The sequence below is a fragment of the Carboxylicivirga longa genome (genome assembly GCF_050589825.1).
GTDB lineage: Bacteria > Bacteroidota > Bacteroidia > Bacteroidales > Marinilabiliaceae > Carboxylicivirga > Carboxylicivirga longa.
In genome coordinates, this window is record NZ_JBNGOZ010000012.1 from 1 (window position 1) to 19,239 (window position 19,239).

A 19,239-nucleotide genomic window follows, 5' to 3' on the forward strand; every position below is an offset into this window, starting at 1 on the left:
TTCTTTTATTTTGGCGGTATCCATGGCATTTTCTCATTAAGTTACAAAATTAAAACGCTATTGTAAACTACAGCCTTATGAAAACCTTATTACTTTACCTCTGTTTACCCCTTTTGACCCTTGTCTTTACAAACTGCTCACCCAAAGTTGAAAAAAGCCAATTAGTTCAAGAGAAAATTCTTAATTACCCGGTGCTCAAGGGTAAGGAAGATAATCCCCTGTTGCGAATAGCCATCGAAGGTCAGTTGCAGGATGAAACTAAGCTAAGTGCCATTGGTATTGATTTGGGATCAGTATCAGCAAAGCAATTTAAAAACTTTCGGGTTTATTATACAGGGCAGGATTCTGCATTTAGTAAAGCCGTACAGTATGGTAAATCAGTCGATCCAAAACAACAAACCACCATTAAGGGTCAGCAGGAGTTGCAGCCGGGTCTTAACTATTTTTGGCTGGCTGGAGAGTTAATGGAAGATGCCAACCTGGATGCATTTATTACAGTTAATCTTGATTTTGTTGAGGTGGAAGCTAAACGCCTGAAGCCGATCTTTCAGGAGGATAAACCTCTTCGCATGGGCGTTGCTGTGCGTCAGCATGGCGACGATCAGGTGCATACCTACCGTATACCAGGTTTAGCAACGAGTAAACAAGGCACTCTTTTGGCAATATATGACGTACGCCGCGAATCAGGGCGCGACCTTCAGGGAAACATGGACATTGGTCTCAGTCGTTCGATAGATGGTGGCAACACTTGGGAACCTATGCAAATTGTATTGGATATGAAAACATGGGGTGGTTTACCAGAAAAGTATAATGGGGTGAGTGATGCCTGTATTTTGGTTGACCAATATTCTGATGCGATTTATATTGCCGGCCTGTGGATGCATGGCGTCATTGATTCAAAAGGGCAATGGCTGGAAGGCTTAAATGAAAACAGTAATGCCTGGAATCATCAATGGCGCAACAAAGGTTCTCAGCCTGGCATAGGTGTGAAACAAACCAGCCAGTTTTTACTGACCAAAAGTACCGATAACGGTTTAAGCTGGAGTAAAGCGGTGAATCTGACAGCCATGTGTAAAAAACCTGAATGGTGGTTATGGGCACCTGCGCCCGGTCATGGTATCACTCTTCAAGATGGTACTTTAGTCTTTCCAACTCAAGGACGTGATATAAATGGCCATACTTTTTCAAATATCACTTATAGTAAGAATGGTGGTGAAACCTGGAAAACCAGTAAAGCAGCCGGCACTAACACAACTGAGAGCATGGCTGTGCAGCTAAGTGATGGCAGTCTGATGCTTAACATGCGAGATAATAGAAACAGACAAGAAAAAGGAATAAAGAACGGTCGTGCCATTGCTACTACATACGATTTAGGTGAAAACTGGCAAGTACATCCTACTTCCAACGGCGCATTAATTGAGAGTGTATGCATGGCCAGCATTCATAAGCATGAATACACGGATGCAAATGGCCAAAAGAAAAGTTTGCTGCTGTTTTCTAACCCCAATTCGAAATATCAGCGGCACAAGCAAACTCTTAAGGTAAGTTTTGATGATGGCCAAACGTGGCCTGAAAAATATTGGATTGAGCTGGACGAAGGAAGTGGCGCTGGTTACTCATGCCTGACATCAATCAATGAAAATACCATTGGCATTTTGTACGAGGGGAGCCAGGCTCAGATGACCTTTCAGCGAATTTCCTTGAGTGAAATTATGAAGCATTAATTCTATTCCTACAAATTTTCCCGAATTTCCGTGCTGTTATCAAGACGGAAATTTGGGGATGTATAAATTTAAGCAAACCAGATACTTTAATGAGGTAAATGTAGCTTGACTTAGATATTCAATTAAGTGGGTTATGAATTTCCATTTTTTACTTGCCTTCGGCCTTAAGCAGCGTACGAATAGTATAGATAAAGATGCGTAAGTCGAGCGCCAGGGAATAATTACGCAGATAAAATAGTTCGAGTTTGACCCGTTGCAGCATCTGCGTTTTATTTTCGGCATAGCCAAACAGCACTTGCCCCAATGAGGTAATGCCCGGCCGTACAGTGAATAACTCAAAGATTGCCGGTTCTTCCTTTGCGAGTTGATCAATATAATAACGTCGTTCCGGGCGGGGACCAATGAGCGACATATCTCCTTTCAGTACGTTAATAAATTGCGGAAACTCATCGATTCGCCAGCGACGAAGAAAGCGGCCAAAAGGTGTAACACGGGCATCATCAGCAGAAGACAGTGCTGGTCCGTCCTTTTCGGCATCCACATACATGGTTCTGAATTTCAGTATCTGGAAGGGCTTGCCTTCCTTACCTAAGCGCTCCTGACGGTAGATTCCTGGACCTGACGATTCTCTTTTTATTTTCCAATAGATAAACGGAAGGCAGGGGCTTATTATGAGCAGCCCAAGGCTTGATAGCAGCACGTCGCTACCTCGCTTAACGGTTCGGTTAACAAACAAACGAAAAGGCGTAGTGCTCGCCGGGGCTGGTGTTTTTTGCTTTAGCACTTTGTTCAGCACCTGCTCATAATCACATGTATAGCTTGTTGTTATTTCCATTATTCTTTCCCTGTCCTTCAATATTCCCGTTCTTTACTGCTAAATATAACGCCCCGTTTAACCTTTTATTACATTCGTTTTTCATTTAACTAATAACTGGCAAGTATGTTTTTATTGATGCCTTATGCCGAGGGCTTGTCAATCATTTGTTTACTGTTGTGGCGGCCATATGCAGTATATTGGCCAATGACGCGTAATTCGAATAAAACACTATTTTTGCCGCTATGGAGCGTAATGATTCATATAGGCATAAAGGAATGCGCAATCGTCTTGTGCAGGAATTAGTGGGCAAGCGGATACATGATAAAAGAGTATTGCAGGCCATTGGCAATGTACCCCGTCATCTGTTTCTTGAGAGTAGTTTCGTTAAGTTTGCTTATCAGGATAAGGCTTTCCCCATCGGTGCCGGGCAAACCATATCACAGCCCTATACCGTGGCTCTGCAGTCGCAGTTATTGGCCTTGCGGGGTGATGAAAAGGTATTGGAGGTAGGTACCGGATCGGGTTATCAGGCGGCCGTATTGATCGAAATGGGGGTTAAACTTTTTTCCATTGAAAGGCAGGCTGAACTTTATCAACGCTCTACGCGTTTGCTGAGAGAGATGGGCTATCAGGGGCGCTTTTTCCTGGGTGATGGTTACGAGGGACTGGCAGCACAAGCACCCTTCGATCGTATTATTGTAACTGCTGGGGCACCCGTCATTCCACGGTCTCTGCTTTTGCAACTTAGGGTGGGGGGCATCATGGTGATACCGGTAGGTGAGCAACAGCAAATATTGACCCGGATAGTGCGCCTTGATGAAGATGAATTTGAGCAGGAAGAAATAGAATCCTGTGCCTTTGTGCCCATGCTCAATGGAATAGTGAAAGATTTATGACGAGGGGATTGATGATGTAAGATGTTGAGATCGATGAGTTGTAGTCTGAGGCACTATGGTTTGAAAATATAAGAAATGTAGCTGATTACATTGGAAGTTATGCAATTGTTTGAGTCATCATTAAAATTAAATACCTTACCCAATCAAAAATATCCATAATCCATCCGTCATAAATCATATATCATAATTCAAAAATCATAAAGCAAACTATGAATATTCACATACTATCTATCAATCCCTGGCAAGAGAATACTTACATCTTGTCAGACGAAACCAAGGAATGTGTTATCATCGACCCCGGTTGTTTATCGCCCGAAGAACGTGAGGCATTATCCGATTTTATTAGCCAGAAAGGCTACAAACCTGCGCGTTTGTTGCAAACACACATGCATCTCGACCATGTTTTTGGTAGTCGTTATGTAGCCGAGAAATATGACCTGAAGCTGGAGGCGCACAAAGACGACGCTTTTTGGGGTGATCAGACCGTTGAGTACGCAGCTAATTTTGGGATGCAGCTCGACTCAAATCCTCCGGCCATTGGTAATTATCTCGAAGACGGTGATACAATAAGCTTTGGTAATTCATCATTAAAGGTGATTCATGTGCCGGGGCACTCACCCGGAGGCATTGTTTTTTATAGCGAAAGTGATAAGCTGGCCATTGTGGGCGATGTGCTTTTTAAAGAGAGTATCGGACGTGCCGATTTGCCCGGTGGTAACTTTGACCTACTAGTATCCGGTATTAAAGAAAAATTGCTGACGTTAGGCGATGATGTGGTGGTTTATCCCGGACATGGTCCCTCTTCCACCATTGGTCATGAGCGTGCCAATAATCCATTTCTCACATGATAAATCTGGTGGGAACAGAGAAACGAATAAACGAGGCTGCATCAAATTCATTTTGATCAGCCTCGTTTTGTTTGATAATTATTTTCTAATAAACAAGCAAATATCATTTTCTTTTAGGGATTTTATTCCTCATTTTGAAAGCATCAATCAGTGTTTAATAAACTAGCTAATAAATACAAAAAATATGGGATACGAAAAGTTTGTCAATCGTCATATTGGTCCCAGGGATCATGAGGTAGATGCGATGCTTGCTAAGTTGGGAGTGTCGAGTCTTGATGAGCTCATCGAGCAAACGGTGCCGAAGGCCATACGTCTTGATAAGCCATTGAATATCAATAAAGGGCTTACTGAACGTCAGTATTTCAGGAAGATACACGACATTGCCCAACAGAATAAGGTGTACAACACCTATATTGGAATGGGCTATTATGATGTGATAACCCCCGCGGTAATTACGCGTAATGTACTCGAAAATCCGGTGTGGTATACCTCATATACACCCTATCAGGCCGAGATATCACAAGGCCGTCTTGAGGCCTTATTGAATTTTCAAACTGTGGTGACAGAGATGACCGGCATGGAGCTGGCCAATGCCTCGCTGCTCGATGAAGCAACGGCAGCAGCAGAAGCTATGATTATGCTGTTTAACGCCCGTAGCCGCAAGCATGCCAAGGCCGGTGTTAATACTTTATTTGTGGATGAAAACATGTGGCCACAAACCAAGGAGGTGCTGATTACCCGTGCCAAGCCGCTGGGTATTGAGCTCCAATTTGGCGACATTCATAATTTCGAATGCAATGAGCAGTTGTTTGCCGTGATGGTTCAGTATCCTAACTCCAATGGCAATATCGAAGATTATAAGGCCATCACCGACAGGGTACATGCCCAAGACTGTCGCATTGCCGTGGCTGCCGATCTACTGTCATTGGCTTTGTTAACACCGCCGGGAGAGTGGGGTGCCGATGTGGTTTTTGGCACCACACAGCGCTTTGGTATACCCATGGGCTATGGAGGCCCTCATGCCGCCTATTTTGCCACTAAAGAAGCCCTGAAGCGTCAACTGCCTGGTCGTATCATTGGTATTACCAAAGATGTAAATGGTAAGCGAGCTTTGCGCATGGCACTGCAAACGCGCGAACAGCATATTAAGCGCGAACGTGCTACATCCAATATTTGCACTGCGCAGGCCTTACTGGCCACCATGGCCGGTTTCTATGCAGTTTACCATGGAGAGGAAGGCATTCGTCAGATTGCTGAGCGCATTCATGCCATCGTCTTTCAGATTACCCGCGAGGTGGAGAAGTTTGGCTATAAGCAGTTGAATGCTGACTATTTCGATACCGTACGTTTCGCCCTGCCCGAAGGGGTGAAAGTGGAGGATATTGAGCGCTACAGTCTCGATCTGGAAATGAACTTCCGCTATTATGAAAATGGTGATGTGGGCATCAGTATCGATGAAACCACTAACCTGTTCGACCTGAACTGGATCATCGAAGTATTTGCTAAGGCCGCTGGTAAGGAAGTTCCTGTTATTGGTGACTTTAGTGAAGATATGTGCATTAAGCCTGAGCTTAAGCGCACAAGTGCTTTTCTGACACAGGATGTTTTTAAGAAATACCGTTCCGAAGCGGAAATGGTTCGTTACATCAAAAAGCTGGAGCGCAGAGATATATCGCTTACCCACTCTATGATTTCACTGGGATCGTGCACCATGAAGCTCAATGCTTCAACCGAGATGTTCCCACTGAGCTGGATTGAGTTCAATGATTTGCATCCCTTTATTCCTACCAATCAGGCGTTGGGGTATCATATGATGATGGATGAGCTGCGCAATGACCTGGCTGAAATTACTGGTTTTGCCGATGTTAGTCTTCAGCCTAATTCTGGCGCTGCCGGTGAGTATGCCGGTCTCATGGTGATACAAGCTTACCACGAGAGTCGTGGCGAAGGACATCGCAATGTGTCGCTTATACCGGCATCGGCGCATGGTACCAACCCTGCTTCAGCAGTGATGGCAGGCATGAAAGTAGTGGTGGTAAAATGTGATGATAAGGGCAATATCGATGTGGATGATTTACGAGCCAAAGCCCAGGAGCATAAAGATCACCTGTCCAATCTCATGGTGACTTATCCTTCTACTCATGGTGTGTTTGAGGAGTCCATCATTGAGGTGTGCCAGATCATACATGATAATGGTGGTCAGGTGTATATGGATGGTGCTAATATGAATGCACAGGTTGGATTGACCAGCCCCGGACATATCGGGGCCGACGTGTGTCACCTGAACCTGCATAAAACATTCGCCATTCCGCATGGTGGAGGCGGGCCTGGCGTTGGTCCCATTGGTGTGGCAGCGCACCTGGTTGATTTCTTGCCTACCCACCCGGTCATTGATAACGGACGTAAAGGTATTACAGCCGTGGCTGGAGCACCATGGGGCAGTGCCAGTGTGTTACCCATCACCTACGGATACATCAAAATGTTGGGCGGCGAAGGCTTAACGCAAGCCACTAAAATTGCCATTCTTAATGCCAATTACATGGCTGAAGCGCTCAAAGAGGATTACGGTATTCTGTACACCGGTAAAAATGGTCGTGTGGCTCATGAAATGATATTGGAGTGCCGTCATTTCAAAGCTTCTTCAGGCATTACGGAAACGGATATTGCCAAGCGCCTGATGGACTATGGCTTTCATGCGCCCACCCTTTCATTCCCTGTGCATGGTACCCTGATGGTGGAGCCTACCGAGAGTGAGTCAATGGCTGAACTGGATCGTTTCATTGCTGCCATGAAATCCATTCATGCTGAGATAAAGGAGGTAGAGAGTGGTACTGCCGATAAGGAAGATAACGTTCTGAAGAATGCGCCACACCCCGCTTATAAAGTGGTGGCGGATGAGTGGCAGCATCCTTACGGACGCGAAAAAGCAGCTTACCCACTGCCTTATATCCGCGAAAATAAATTCTGGATTGATGTGGCCCGTGTGGACGATGCCTACGGTGATCGTAATCTGGTGTGTGCCTGCGAGCCCATTGAGAGTTATATGGAATAATTTTTTTTCAATTTGTAAGTATCAGCCTGATCGTTCCTTGTGGATGGTCAGGTTTTTTATTTTAAAAATCGAAGATTATGTGTTGTAACCTTTGTGCGCTATGAGCGTAGCAGAAAGGGTTATAATTGATAATTAAAAGGATGATGAAACAAATTTTTCTATTTCTGTTACTGACTATGCCGCTGGGTCTTATGGCGCAGGATATGCCGCTTGTGGCAAGTGCCAACGAATCGTATAGCAATGTATCGGCCATTAGCGTTGAAGGCGAGTTTTGCAAGGTGGATGTTCGCCGCGGTGAAGCGATAACACTAAAAGCTGAGTTGAGAGCCGCTAAAGAGCTAGAGGGCTATGGCGTACAAACCACTCAGGAGGCCGGTGTGTTGAAAGTGGTAATCACAAAGCCCGAGTCCGGATGGACTTCCCATGCCGGGTTTGTAAATCTTACCGTGGCCGAAGGATTGCCTGTTACCATCAATACAACGTCCGGTTACATTACCCTCGACGGACTTGCAGGAGGAGATATCAAAGCGCAGTCTAAATCGGGTAAGATAAATGCCGCTAATATCACAGCCAATACTGCTTTGACCTCCCGTTCTGCCTCCATCAAAGCAGAAAACATTAAGGGTGAGCTTAAGATGAAATCCAAAGGAGGTAGCCAGATTGCCCGCAATATTGAAGGAGCTACTTCATTTTACACCAGTAGCGGTGCCATGACCGTTGAAGGAGTGAATGGTGCACTCACTACCGAGTCAACCGATGGCGAACAGGTGATTAAAAATATAAAGGGCGATATTTATTTGAAAACTAAATCGGGTGCTGTGAAACTGTCAGATTCGCAGGGAAGCATTGGTTTGTTGTCGGCATCGGGTACACTCAATTTATTTAATGTGGAAGGTGTTTTTAACCTTGTAGCAACAAAAGGTTCAATCATTGGTACCCGTGTTAAACTTAGTGAGTCATCTACCTTTAACACTACCGAGGGGAAAATAAAACTTAAGTTTGTGAACCCTAAGGAGCAATTTACCTTCGCTTGCCAGTCCGATCATGCTTATATTGTGGCCTACGGAAAGTCAAAAAAGAAGAAACTGAAAATGGGAGATGGCCCTATTGTGGTAACTGCCATCAGTACCACAGGCGCCATGAATTTCAATAAGTAAGATTTTTTAGTGTTGTATGAAGATGCTCAATGTTCTTTTATGCAGTAAAAATAGCTGGCATAAAATAATCTTGAGCACCTTCTTTTTTGTCTGTGATGGATGTAATCTTTATCTCATCCATCTTGCACTCCCTATTTTTAAGAAATACTTTCTCTTTTTGGAATTGCAAGGTGGTTTATTGTTGATCTTCAATAATCTCGCAAAACACCTCTTTAATATTGAGTCCGGCGGCTTCAATCTGCTGAGGGATAAAGCTGGTGACGGTCATGCCGGGTGTAGTATTCACCTCTAGCAAGAAAATTTTATTGTCGTTTATAATGTAGTCGATGCGGACAATTCCCTTGCAGGCAAGTATGTCGTAAATGAGCGACGAGATAGATTGGATGCGGTCACGTACCTTGTCATCGACGCGGGCAGGGGTGATCTCCTCCACTTTACTAGCCGTGTACTTTGCCTCGAAGTCAAAAAACTCATTTTGACTTACCACTTCGGTTAGGGGCAGCAGAGTCTGGCCTTTTTGGGTTTTGTAAAGGCCACAGGTAAGCTCTGTTCCGCCAATAAATTGCTCTATAATTACCTGATCGCTTTCCTCAAAGGCCTTTTCAATGGCCGCCAATAACTGTCCTCCTTCCTTCACTTTCGTGATGCCAAAGCTGGAGCCGCCAGCATTGGGTTTTACAAAACATGGTAAGCCCAATTGCTCAATTATGTTATTGCTATTGAATTGATGGCCTTTGCGAACAAGTACCGAGTCGGCCACAGCCACGCCAAAACCCTTCAGGTAGGTGTTACAGGTAAACTTATTAAAAGTAATGGCAGCTGCCTCTACATCGCAGGTGCTATGGGGTATACCCAGCATATTGAAATAGCCTTGCAAAAGGCCATTTTCGCCCGGTGTGCCGTGTATGGTAATATAGGCATAGTCTATATTGATCTTCTCACCGTTTTTTACAAAAGAAAAATCATTCTTATCGATGACATATTCCTCTTTTTCAATGACGGCACACCATTTTTCGCGTGTGATTAAAATGGGGTAGCGATTGTATTGGGTGGCATCAATAAAGGACATGACACCGTCCTTGCTTTTTTCCGATACAATTATTTCTGATGAATAGCCTCCGTAGATTACTCCAATATTTTTTTTACTTGTGTGCATGTCTGCTTCAATGATATAACACAATTAAACCCGTTATTTTTATGTTGATGGTCGCAGGCGATAGTCGGCACTGCCTGATGATGATTCGCTCTGCTTTTGACCTGATTTTTAGTCGTTCTCGCGGCCGGCAATATAGGCCCGCCATTTTTCAATGCATTCCATCATATCATCAGGTATCTCGGTATTGAAATCGATGTATTCTTTGGTACTTGGATGTACAAAACCCAGTGTTTTGGCATGCAGAGCCTGTCGAGGCAATATCTTAAAGCAGTTCTGAACAAACTGTTTGTACTTGGTAAAGGTGGTACCCTTCAAAATATTGTGGCCGCCATAGCGCTCATCGTTGAACAGGGGATGCCCCAGGTACTTCATGTGTGCCCTTATCTGGTGAGTACGACCCGTTTCCAGGCGGCATTCAACCAGGGTAACATAGCCCAAGCGCTCCAGTACTTTATAGTGTGTTACTGCATGTTTACCGCGGTCACCCTCCGGAAAAACAGCCATTTGTTTTCTGTCTTGCAGGCTGCGGCCAACATTGCCGGTGATCGTTCCCTCGTCTTCTTTAAGCTGACCCCATACAAGAGCTACATAGGTGCGGGTCGATGTCTTCTCAAAAAACTGACGCGCCAGAAAGTTTTTGGCTTGCTCTGTTTTGGCTACAACCAGTAAGCCCGATGTGTCTTTATCAATACGGTGGACAAGGCCGGGGCGTGGGTCTTCTGAGTTAAATAGTTCCACATCTTTCAGGTGCCAGGCGAGGGCATTTACCATTGTGTTGGTATAGTTGCCATGGCCGGGGTGCACCACCATACCCGGTTTTTTATTGATGATGATGAGGTCATCGTCCTCGTACGGTATCTCCAGCGGAATATCTTGTGCAATGATTTTCAGTTCACGCCGCGGAAATGACATTACGATGGTAATCACCTCGTTGGGTTTAATCTTATAGTTGGATTTTACAGGTATATCGTTCACCCGAATATTACCAGCTGCTGCTGCATCTTGTATTTTATTGCGCGATGCATTCTCAACTCGGTTAACAAGAAACTTATCGATGCGAAGGGGTTTTTGTCCCGCATCCGTTACAAAGCGATAATGCTCATATAATTCATTACTTTCTTCCAGTTCGTCAAATTCCTCTTGTGCAATATGCTCTGCCATGGGTTGATAATTTGTTGATTGTATATCAAGGGAGGCATGGGGTAATTAAAGTGTATTTCTACCGGTATCTGCCTCTTTTTTTTATGTTCCTACTATTAGTTAGGTATTATTCCATATCAAACAAATGATTGACGATGGCCGTGTCAACACTGAGCCATACATCGATGGATGCACCTAAGGGCATGCGTGCTCCGGTATCGGCCGATGGCTGCTGCTGCCAGATAACGGCTGCTGTGGAGTCTTCTGCTGTTTGCACCGATTCATCATACATGATTGCGCCCACATTGAGCGATACAGATACAGAGTAGTCGCGCGCCTCGTTTAGCGTTAACGCTCTCAGGTCAGGTACGTTGGTGCGTTCGTTGCTCAGCCCTTTCCCAATATGAAGGTCAATTACTGAGCCTTTCAATACCACCGTGCCGGGTTCCACCGGTTTGCCTTTGTATAGCTGCTGAAGCACCAGGTTGCGAAATTCGCTGGGTACATAAATCAGCTCGCCGGGCACCAAGCCATAAGACTCAAGAATCACCTTGGCATTGCGTAGCGAGTAATCTACCAGGTTAGGTATTTGCACCCGCTCAGGAGCAATGGCCTTAATCGTGAAATGGATGTTACGGTTTTCTTTCACCATGCTGCCGGGTGCCGGTATTTGCTCAATTACAGCGCCCGGCAAAAAGCCATCAACGTGTGCCGAGTCAATAATCTTATAGCGAAAGCCTTTTTCCTTTATCAGCTCACTGAACTGATCCTCAGTAAGGCCTTTAAAATCAGGAACCGGGTAGTACTCGCCATGATTGGTGTATATATTTAAGCTTACGAAGGTGGCAATAAGGGCTACTGCAATTACCACAAAGGCCAGGGCAATGTTTTTCACAAATACATTACCAAATATTTTTTTAATTATCGACATACGCAATTTAGTATTATGGGTCGTTAGTATCTGAAGCCGTCCTTTGTCTGCTTTGTTATTATCATACACGCTGTTTATCAGTTGTATGATAGGTGTTGCAGTCGCAAAACGAGTGATCACCTGTTTACAGCGAGGCAAAAATAGTAAAACTTCTGCAATCTGTGTGGAAATGTTGCTTTGTGTGCTTAAGCTTGGATCTATACTATGGTAAAACTAAGGTTAGCCAAACAAGCGACAAAGGAATTGATGATGCTCTGATGTTATAGTAGGTAAGGATAGCAGCTTTTGTTTGCATAATGGGAATTGAATGCGGTCCTGAAATAGCGGAACGGTTTCTCGTATGCATCTTAAGGGTGGACAAGAATTAACAAATCCATAAAAGTGGGTATTGGTGACTATCCAACTTTTTGCTTAGAAACAGAATTGTCATCCGACCCCTGAAGAATTCAGGTGGGGTATCCTTACGGTGGGGGCAAAAAAAAAGTAAAGAATCCAAATTGGGACTCTTTACTTTTTATATTTTAAAAGCTAATAATTAAGCTTTGTGTCTTTTTTCGCTTGAAACGCTTAATTTCTTACGTCCTTTAGCTCTTCTGGCAGCTAATACTTTACGGCCACTTGCGCTAGCCATTCTTTCGCGGAAACCATGCTTGTTTCTTCTCTTTCTGTTCGAAGGTTGAAATGTTCTTTTCATTGCTATGTAATTTTTTTATTCTCATTGTGCAAACATTCCAAAAGAACAAGTTCGGGAGCATTATTCTTCCGGATTGCTTAAAAAGCTAATACGTTAACTTTTCGGACTGCAAAAATACACGTTTTTTTTATCTTCCAAAAAAAAAAAGGATGCTTTTTTAAGATTGCTTAATCTTAGTACATCAGGGTGCTTACATCGAAAGATGGATCACTTTTTTTGTTTCGAAAAATTCTTCTTCAAAGTAATTGGTAAGCGGCGTTACCGAGATACGGCTTTTAAAAGCTGCTATTTCAGCATTAAAATCACCCCCTTTTAAATAGATAATACCATTGCTGATGGCATTTTTGTTCTCGGGCGAAATTCTATTGCGGCAAAGCTTCACAAAATCAGGGAAGGCAGTTACGGCGCGGCTAATGATAAAATCGTATTGTCCGGAATGGTTCTCCACACGCACCTGCTCGGCACTTAAGTTATCCAGTCCCAGAGTCTCAGCTACACCTTTCACCACCTTAATTTTTTTGCCAATAGAATCTACCAGGTGAAAGCGACATTGTGGAAACATGATGGCCAGGGGTATGCCAGGAAAACCGCCACCACAGCCTACATCTAAAATGGTGGTGCCTTCCGTAAATTGAATGTAGGCAGCAATACCCAGCGAATGCAATACATGGCGTTCGTAAAAATGATCCATGTCTTTGCGCGATATCACATTGATTTTCGCATTCCATTCCGTATACAGATCACCTAGCATGGCTAAGCGTTCTTCGCACAGCGTATCTAAATCGGGAAAATATTTTTTAATTATGTCCATAGTAAAGTAGAGGGTGTATTACCCTTATTGGTATTATAACCTGCAGCTTTTGTTATCTTAGTTGACTTTGATATCCGAGTTTTTCAGGGTGTTAAAGAGTAGCTCGCGTGCCCTGAATAACTGAGCTTTCACCGTGCCCAAAGGGAGGTCTAACTCTTCGGCAATTTCTTCGTAAGAAAATTCTTTGAAGTAGCGTAATTCTATTAAAATGCGGTAACGTGGCTTCAGTTTTTTTACTACGGTCCGCATCAGCACTTTTTTTTGTTGCTTTATCAGGTGTTCCTCAGGGTCAGGTGTTTCGTCCTTCAGATGTATGGGCTGATCATTATCTTTATCGTCATTCAAACCACCGTCGATGGATACAATGTTATTACGTTTCTTACGCAGGAAGTCAATGCAATTATTAGAGGCAATTTTAAACAACCAGGTACTGAATGCATAGTTGGGCGAATACTGGTGGATGTTTTTAAAAGCCTTTCCGAACGCTTCAATGGTTAAATCTTCGGCATCACTTTTGTTATTTACCATCTTAAGGAGCATAAAGTAGATGGCATCGCGGTATCGCCCCATGAGTTCAGCAAAGGCTCTTTGGTCACCTTTGACTGCGTATTCCACTAAGTCTAAATCATATTTTGCCTTATCAGATAGATTCGGATTTACTTCCATTTCTTCTCCTTTGCACTAACAATATTAATAAACCAAACACAGCCTACAATCATTGGTGTGAAGAGGTCAAACAGCAGGGTTGCCCAATGTAATTTTCCTTCACCCAGCTTATTGGCCGCCCTGCCAAGCACGATATGCACCAGCACAAGTCGAGCAATAAATAGCCCTACGGTTGTAGGGGCAAAAGTAGGAAAAAAAAGTGAACAAAGTGTTAATAGCCAAAATATTTGCCTTGTCAGTGCTTCGCCCGCCAGCCAGCTTTTGATGCCTGCCTTATAATAGGGTGCAGTGCTTAGGTGCCGTCTTTTGCGACTCAGCCAGTCACCGAAATTACGGGGAGCCACTGATATAGTTTGGCTATCATAATGAAGGCATACATTGGTGTTTTTATTGTTGGCACAGCGTCTGATAAATAAATCGTCATCACCCGATGCAATATTTAGTGTGCCTTTAAATACATCGCTTTTTTCGAAGAGCGATTTGGTATAGGCCATATTTCGGCCAACGGCCATAAATGGTTTGCCGCGCAAGGCAAAGCCCATATACTGCACTGCATTATAAAAGGTTTCGTAGCGCAGGAATAGGTTGAATAGCGTTTTCTTCTTTTCGAAGCGCCCATGACCAATCACAATTTCATGGCCGTCGCTGAAACCGGCACTAATGGATTTTAACCATTGATCAGAGGTGGGTCGGCAATCGGCATCGCTAAAGACAAGGTGCTCGTTTTTAGCTGCTTTAATGCCCAGGGTTAATGCCAGTTTCTTTCCTTTAAAATGTTGCTGACTTAAAGGGATGTTCGTGTAATACAGGTTTTTGTATTGTGTTTTTAAGCGTGCCAGGGTCAACTCGGTATCATCGCTTGAGCAATCATTGACAACAATAACTTCAAAATCGGGATAGTCCTGACTGCAAAAGAGGGGAATTACCTTCTCCAGGTTGTGGGCTTCGTTTTTAGCACAGATAATTAGGGACAGGGGAAGGCGCTTATCTGTTGTAGCCGGTAGCTTGCCCGAGGTACGCAGCAGGAAGTACAGGTGGTAAAATATTTGGAAGCACCAACAAAAGCCCAAAAGGCCGATGAGTAAATAGAGTACTATCTCGTTCACGGAATTTAATTTTTCCGCAAATGTGCAATATATTTTTTGTAAATACTTGTTGCGCCACACGCATTTTTGCCTAATGGGGCGAAAAAAAGCAATGGCTGTTGTATATTTGCGGGCTATTTTGTTCCGCAGTAGTGGGCGAGATGTTTAATATTAAATGATTCAGAAAATGAAGTTTGATCTGCAACATACCGATTTAAAAAGTAATGCAAGAGCCGGTGAAATTACTACCGATCATGGCAAGATAGAAACACCTATTTTTATGCCGGTGGGTACGGTAGGCTCTGTAAAAGGAGTGCATTTTCGCGATCTTGAGGAGGATGTGCAGGCGCAGATCATTTTGGGAAATACCTATCATTTATATCTTCGTCCGGGTCTTGAGGTGCTGAAAGCCGCTGGTGGATTGCATAAGTTTAATGGCTGGGATAAACCCATGCTGACCGACAGTGGCGGTTATCAGGTTTTTTCGCTGAGCGATAAGCGTAAGTTAACCGAGGAAGGTGCAGTGTTTCGCTCGCATCTCGATGGGTCTAAGCATTTGTTTACTCCCGAAAGTGTAGTGGATATTCAGCGGGTTATAGGAGCCGATATTATTATGGCACTTGATGAGTGTCCTCCGGGCGATGCTACGCATGATTATGCCAAAAAATCCATGGAACTTACTCACCGATGGCTCAAACGAGGCATAAAACATTTCGACGAAACAGTACCGCTTTATGGTCACGCACAGACTTTCTTTCCCATTGTGCAGGGTGCCGGTCATCGCGATTTGCGTACTCAGTCAGCTGAATTTATAGCTGCACAAAATCGTGAAGGAAATGCTATTGGAGGATTAGCTGTAGGAGAACCTACTGAGGTGATGTATGAAATGGTGGAGTTGGTCAATGGTATCCTGCCAAAGGATAAGCCGCGTTATTTGATGGGGGTCGGAACACCGGCCAATCTACTTGAGAACATCGCTTTAGGAGTGGATATGTTTGATTGTGTTATGCCAACACGTAACGGGCGTAACGGTATGTTATTTACCTCCGAGGGCATTCTGAATATGCGTAACGAAAAATGGAAAAGTGATTTTTCACCCGTAGATCCCAATGGTACTTCGTTTGTAGATCATCATTATAGTAAAGCCTACTTGCGTCACCTCTATGTTTCTAAAGAGATGCTGGCGGCTCAAATAGGCAGTATGCATAACCTCAGTTTCTATTTGTGGCTGGTGAAAGAGGCGCGTAAGCATATTATTGCGGGGGATTTTGCACAATGGAAAGAAGTGATGGTAAAAAAAGTTAGCACCCGTTTGTAAGACGATGAGTGTATAAGGGTCAACGGTTGTCATTATAACATATCCTAGGTTGTAAGGCCATAGAGTTTAAGAACTAACTATTTTTTCGTTCTTTTGTAGGGTGGCATGCACATGACTGAAATAAACACAGACTGTTTTGAAAAAGCTCGATCTATATATTTTAAAAAAGTTTCTTGGTACTTTCTTTTTTGCTATACTATTGATTATTAGTATATCGGTGGTATTTGATGTTACGGAAAAGATTGATAATTTTTTCGAGCATGGAGCCCCCCTCGATGCGATTATTTTTGACTACTACAAGAATTTCGTCCCTTATTTTGCCAATCTATTCACGCCGCTTTTTGTGTTTATTGCCGTTATCTTTTTTACTTCGAAAATGGCGTACCAAACTGAGATTATTGCCATACTATCGAGTGGGGTTAGTTTTCGGCGAATGATGTTTCCCTATTTTTTGGGGGCGGCTATTATTGGCATTTTTTCGTTTTTATTGGGTGGTTATGTTATACCGCCGGCTAACCAAACGCGCATACAGTTTGAAAACGTGTATGTGAAAAATCGACCCTCGAAAGGCTTAGATAAAATACACATGCAGATTGAGCCGGGTGTATTTGTTTACATGGATAAATACCGTACATACAGTGGTAATGGAGAGCACTTTTCCATAGAGAAATACGATGGCAAGACCATGGTGTCAAAATTATCGTCGCGTTATGCCCGTTATGATACCACATCGGGGCGATGGCAGTTGAAGAATTACATACAGCGTGATTTTATTGATGGTATTCAGCAGAGAATCAGTAGCGGTGCCAAAATGGATACCCTAATACCCAATGTAACCCCGAAGGATTTCAAGGAAGAGCGTAAGTATTTTGAGATGATGACCAATACCGAGTTAAACGATTACATCGATGAACAGAGGGCACGAGGTGTGGGTAACCTCGAAGAGTTTCTGATAGAAAAGTATAAACGTGTGGCAGCGCCTTTTAGTGCTTTTATTTTAACCCTGATTGGTGTTTCGCTGGCCTCGCGCAAAGTTCGCGGAGGTATGGGGCTGCATATAGGAGTGGGTATTGCGCTCAGTTTTGGCTATATCTTGTTTATGACCATATCAACCACCTTTGCCATTAACGGTAGTATGAATCCTATACTGGCCGTGTGGTTGCCCAATATTGTTTTTACTGCGGTGGGAATATTTTTGTATATACGCGCCCCTAAATAGCTTGACTCTAAAAAATATAAGTGTGATATTGTGCGGGTTGTAAACATGCATGATCTGACTTTATCCGTTCTGTTTTGAAAAAAAAGTTGTAATTATGCACCCTGAAAAAATTGTTAATCAGGGTAGATAATTTCTATTTTGATTGATACAAGTTAAATCAAATTTTTGGATTATGTCATTGAAAAAACACATCCTTGACCTTCGCAAAAGAAGGGAGCAAGTGCAAAAGGGTGGTGGCGATAAAGCCATTGAGAAGCAAGCAGCCATGGGTAAAATGACTGCTCGCGAACGCATCCTTGCACTCCTTGATAAGGATTCTTTCACCGAATATGATCTTTTTGTGGAACATACCGCACGCGACTTTGGTATGGACAAAAAGCAACTGCATGGTGATGGAGTGATTATCGGTACAGGTACCATTTATGGTGCGCCCATCTGTATTTTCGCACAGGACTTTACTGTTGCCGGGGGATCATTAGGACTGATGCATGCCCGCAAAATCACGAAGATCATGGATCACGCCTTGAAGATGCGTGTGCCGCTTATTGGAATTAATGATTCTGGTGGTGCCCGTATTCAGGAAGGGGTGAATTCACTCGCCGGGTATGGCGAAATTTTCTACCGTAATACTTTAGCTTCGGGTGTTATCCCACAGTTGTCTGTTATACTGGGTCCATGTGCCGGTGGTGCCGTTTATTCGCCCGCCTTAACCGACTTTGTATTTGTGGTGGAGAATATCTCCAAAATGTTTATTACCGGACCGGGTGTAATCGAGTCGGTACTGGGTGAAAAAATTTCGATGGAAGATCTCGGGGGAGCCCGTGTTCATGCCGAAATTACCGGTAACGCTCATTTCTTCTCAGAAAGTGAAGCGGAGTGCTTCGAGCAAATTAAAAAGCTGGTTACCTTTATTCCATGGAATAATAGTAAAAAAGCCAAGGCATTCCCTCCAAAACCTCCTAAGTTTAAAGGAAATATTGAAGATATTATACCATCCGACCCCAAAACACCGTACGATGTACGCGATGTTATCAAGGCCATTGTTGATGATTCTGATTTCTTTGAGATACAGGAGCTTTGGGCTGCTAACATGGTCATTGGATTTGGTCGCTTAAATGGTGAGACCGTTGGTTTTGTTGCTAATCAGCCCATGGTACTGGCCGGTGTGCTTGATTGTGACAGTTCCGATAAGGCAGCACGTTTTATTCGTTTCTGCGATTCATTTAATATACCTATCGTAACATTGGAAGATATGCCGGGATACCTGCCGGGTGTTGATCAGGAACATGCAGGTGTAATCCGTCATGGTGCCAAAGTGCTGTATGCCTACTCAGAAGCGACTGTGCCAAAGGTAACCGTTATTCTGCGCAAAGCCTACGGTGGTGGTTATATCGCCATGAACTCACGTCACCTGGGTGCTGACTTTATGTTTGCATGGCCAATGGCTGAGATTGCGGTAATGGGGCCTGAAGGAGCTGCTAATATCATCTTTAAGAAAGAGATTGATGAAGCGGAAGATAAGGACGCTATGCGTGCACTGAAGGTGGAAGAGTATAAAGAGAAGTTCGCGAATCCTTATGTGGCAGCTGCCAAGGGATACATCGACTCAGTAATTGAGCCGAATGAAACACGCGCACTCCTGTTACATGCCATTGAAGTGTCGGCCGGTAAAGATGATCATCGTCCTGCCAAGAAACATGGTATTCCTCCATTTTAATCGTTGCA

The 19,239-nt window shown here is 43.7% G+C and carries 16 protein-coding genes; 8 read left to right on the plus strand and 8 right to left on the minus strand.

The window, feature by feature from the left end; translation table 11 throughout:
• The first annotated feature begins 77 nt into the window (after window positions 1-77).
• Entirely contained in the window at window positions 78-1,724 is a 1,647-nt protein-coding gene (locus tag ACRD7A_RS11450; RefSeq protein WP_430811344.1) for an exo-alpha-sialidase, read from the plus strand.
• Window positions 1,725-1,872: 148 nt separating this feature from the next.
• Here the strand turns inward: ACRD7A_RS11450 and ACRD7A_RS11455 are convergent, their stop codons facing one another.
• Window positions 1,873-2,559, minus strand: a complete 687-nt coding sequence (locus ACRD7A_RS11455; protein ID WP_430811343.1) for a sugar transferase — start codon at window positions 2,557-2,559, stop codon at window positions 1,873-1,875.
• A gap of 257 nt (window positions 2,560-2,816) precedes the next feature.
• Between ACRD7A_RS11455 and ACRD7A_RS11460 the strand changes: the two genes are divergently transcribed.
• The 4 genes from ACRD7A_RS11460 to ACRD7A_RS11475 all read left to right on the plus strand — a co-directional run bounded on the left by ACRD7A_RS11460 (window position 2,817) and on the right by ACRD7A_RS11475 (window position 8,494).
• On the plus strand, window positions 2,817-3,437 hold the full coding sequence (locus ACRD7A_RS11460; RefSeq protein WP_430811342.1) for a protein-L-isoaspartate(D-aspartate) O-methyltransferase: 621 nt from the start codon (window positions 2,817-2,819) through the stop codon (window positions 3,435-3,437).
• Window positions 3,438-3,646: 209 nt separating this feature from the next.
• Window positions 3,647-4,285 (plus strand): MBL fold metallo-hydrolase, encoded by a 639-nt coding sequence (locus tag ACRD7A_RS11465; RefSeq protein WP_430811341.1) that lies wholly within the window; start codon window positions 3,647-3,649, stop codon window positions 4,283-4,285.
• Window positions 4,286-4,469: 184 nt separating this feature from the next.
• Window positions 4,470-7,337 carry an aminomethyl-transferring glycine dehydrogenase gene (gcvP, locus tag ACRD7A_RS11470; protein ID WP_430811340.1) on the plus strand — a complete coding sequence of 956 codons (2,868 nt, stop codon included), beginning with the start codon at window positions 4,470-4,472 and terminating at the stop codon, window positions 7,335-7,337.
• A 140-nt stretch (window positions 7,338-7,477) separates the two neighbouring features.
• Window positions 7,478-8,494, plus strand: a complete 1,017-nt coding sequence (locus ACRD7A_RS11475; RefSeq protein ID WP_430811339.1) for a DUF4097 family beta strand repeat-containing protein — start codon at window positions 7,478-7,480, stop codon at window positions 8,492-8,494.
• A gap of 175 nt (window positions 8,495-8,669) precedes the next feature.
• On the opposite strand, the gene ACRD7A_RS11480 is transcribed toward ACRD7A_RS11475, so the two are convergent.
• The 7 genes from ACRD7A_RS11480 to ACRD7A_RS11510 all read right to left on the minus strand — a co-directional run bounded on the left by ACRD7A_RS11480 (window position 8,670) and on the right by ACRD7A_RS11510 (window position 14,998).
• The gene (locus ACRD7A_RS11480) at window positions 8,670-9,650 is read right to left on the minus strand and encodes a D-alanine--D-alanine ligase (RefSeq protein WP_430811338.1); all 981 of its coding nucleotides are present in this window, start codon (window positions 9,648-9,650) and stop codon (window positions 8,670-8,672) included.
• A gap of 108 nt (window positions 9,651-9,758) precedes the next feature.
• Window positions 9,759-10,811 (minus strand): RluA family pseudouridine synthase, encoded by a 1,053-nt coding sequence (locus tag ACRD7A_RS11485; RefSeq protein WP_430811337.1) that lies wholly within the window; start codon window positions 10,809-10,811, stop codon window positions 9,759-9,761.
• A gap of 106 nt (window positions 10,812-10,917) precedes the next feature.
• Complete coding sequence (locus ACRD7A_RS11490; protein WP_430811336.1) at window positions 10,918-11,721, minus strand: PASTA domain-containing protein; 804 nt, start codon at window positions 11,719-11,721, stop codon at window positions 10,918-10,920.
• A gap of 535 nt (window positions 11,722-12,256) precedes the next feature.
• Entirely contained in the window at window positions 12,257-12,415 is a 159-nt protein-coding gene (gene rpmH, locus ACRD7A_RS11495; RefSeq protein ID WP_200464190.1) for a 50S ribosomal protein L34, read from the minus strand.
• A gap of 190 nt (window positions 12,416-12,605) precedes the next feature.
• Entirely contained in the window at window positions 12,606-13,226 is a 621-nt protein-coding gene (gene rsmG, locus ACRD7A_RS11500) for a 16S rRNA (guanine(527)-N(7))-methyltransferase RsmG (protein WP_430811335.1), read from the minus strand.
• Between the two features lie 57 nt (window positions 13,227-13,283).
• Entirely contained in the window at window positions 13,284-13,892 is a 609-nt protein-coding gene (locus tag ACRD7A_RS11505; RefSeq protein WP_430811334.1) for an RNA polymerase sigma factor, read from the minus strand.
• Window positions 13,883-14,998 (minus strand): glycosyltransferase, encoded by a 1,116-nt coding sequence (locus ACRD7A_RS11510; RefSeq protein ID WP_430811333.1) that lies wholly within the window; start codon window positions 14,996-14,998, stop codon window positions 13,883-13,885. The genes ACRD7A_RS11505 and ACRD7A_RS11510 overlap by 10 nt, the downstream gene beginning before the upstream one ends.
• Window positions 14,999-15,164: 166 nt before the next feature.
• Between ACRD7A_RS11510 and tgt the strand changes: the two genes are divergently transcribed.
• The 3 genes from tgt (at window position 15,165) to ACRD7A_RS11525 (ending at window position 19,231) form a co-directional block, all read left to right on the plus strand.
• Window positions 15,165-16,295, plus strand: a complete 1,131-nt coding sequence (tgt, locus tag ACRD7A_RS11515; RefSeq protein WP_430811332.1) for a tRNA guanosine(34) transglycosylase Tgt — start codon at window positions 15,165-15,167, stop codon at window positions 16,293-16,295.
• Window positions 16,296-16,431: 136 nt separating this feature from the next.
• Window positions 16,432-17,514 carry an LptF/LptG family permease gene (locus ACRD7A_RS11520; RefSeq protein WP_430811331.1) on the plus strand — a complete coding sequence of 361 codons (1,083 nt, stop codon included), beginning with the start codon at window positions 16,432-16,434 and terminating at the stop codon, window positions 17,512-17,514.
• A 172-nt stretch (window positions 17,515-17,686) separates the two neighbouring features.
• Entirely contained in the window at window positions 17,687-19,231 is a 1,545-nt protein-coding gene (locus tag ACRD7A_RS11525) for an acyl-CoA carboxylase subunit beta (RefSeq protein ID WP_430811330.1), read from the plus strand.
• The last annotated feature ends 8 nt before the right edge of the window (window positions 19,232-19,239 follow it).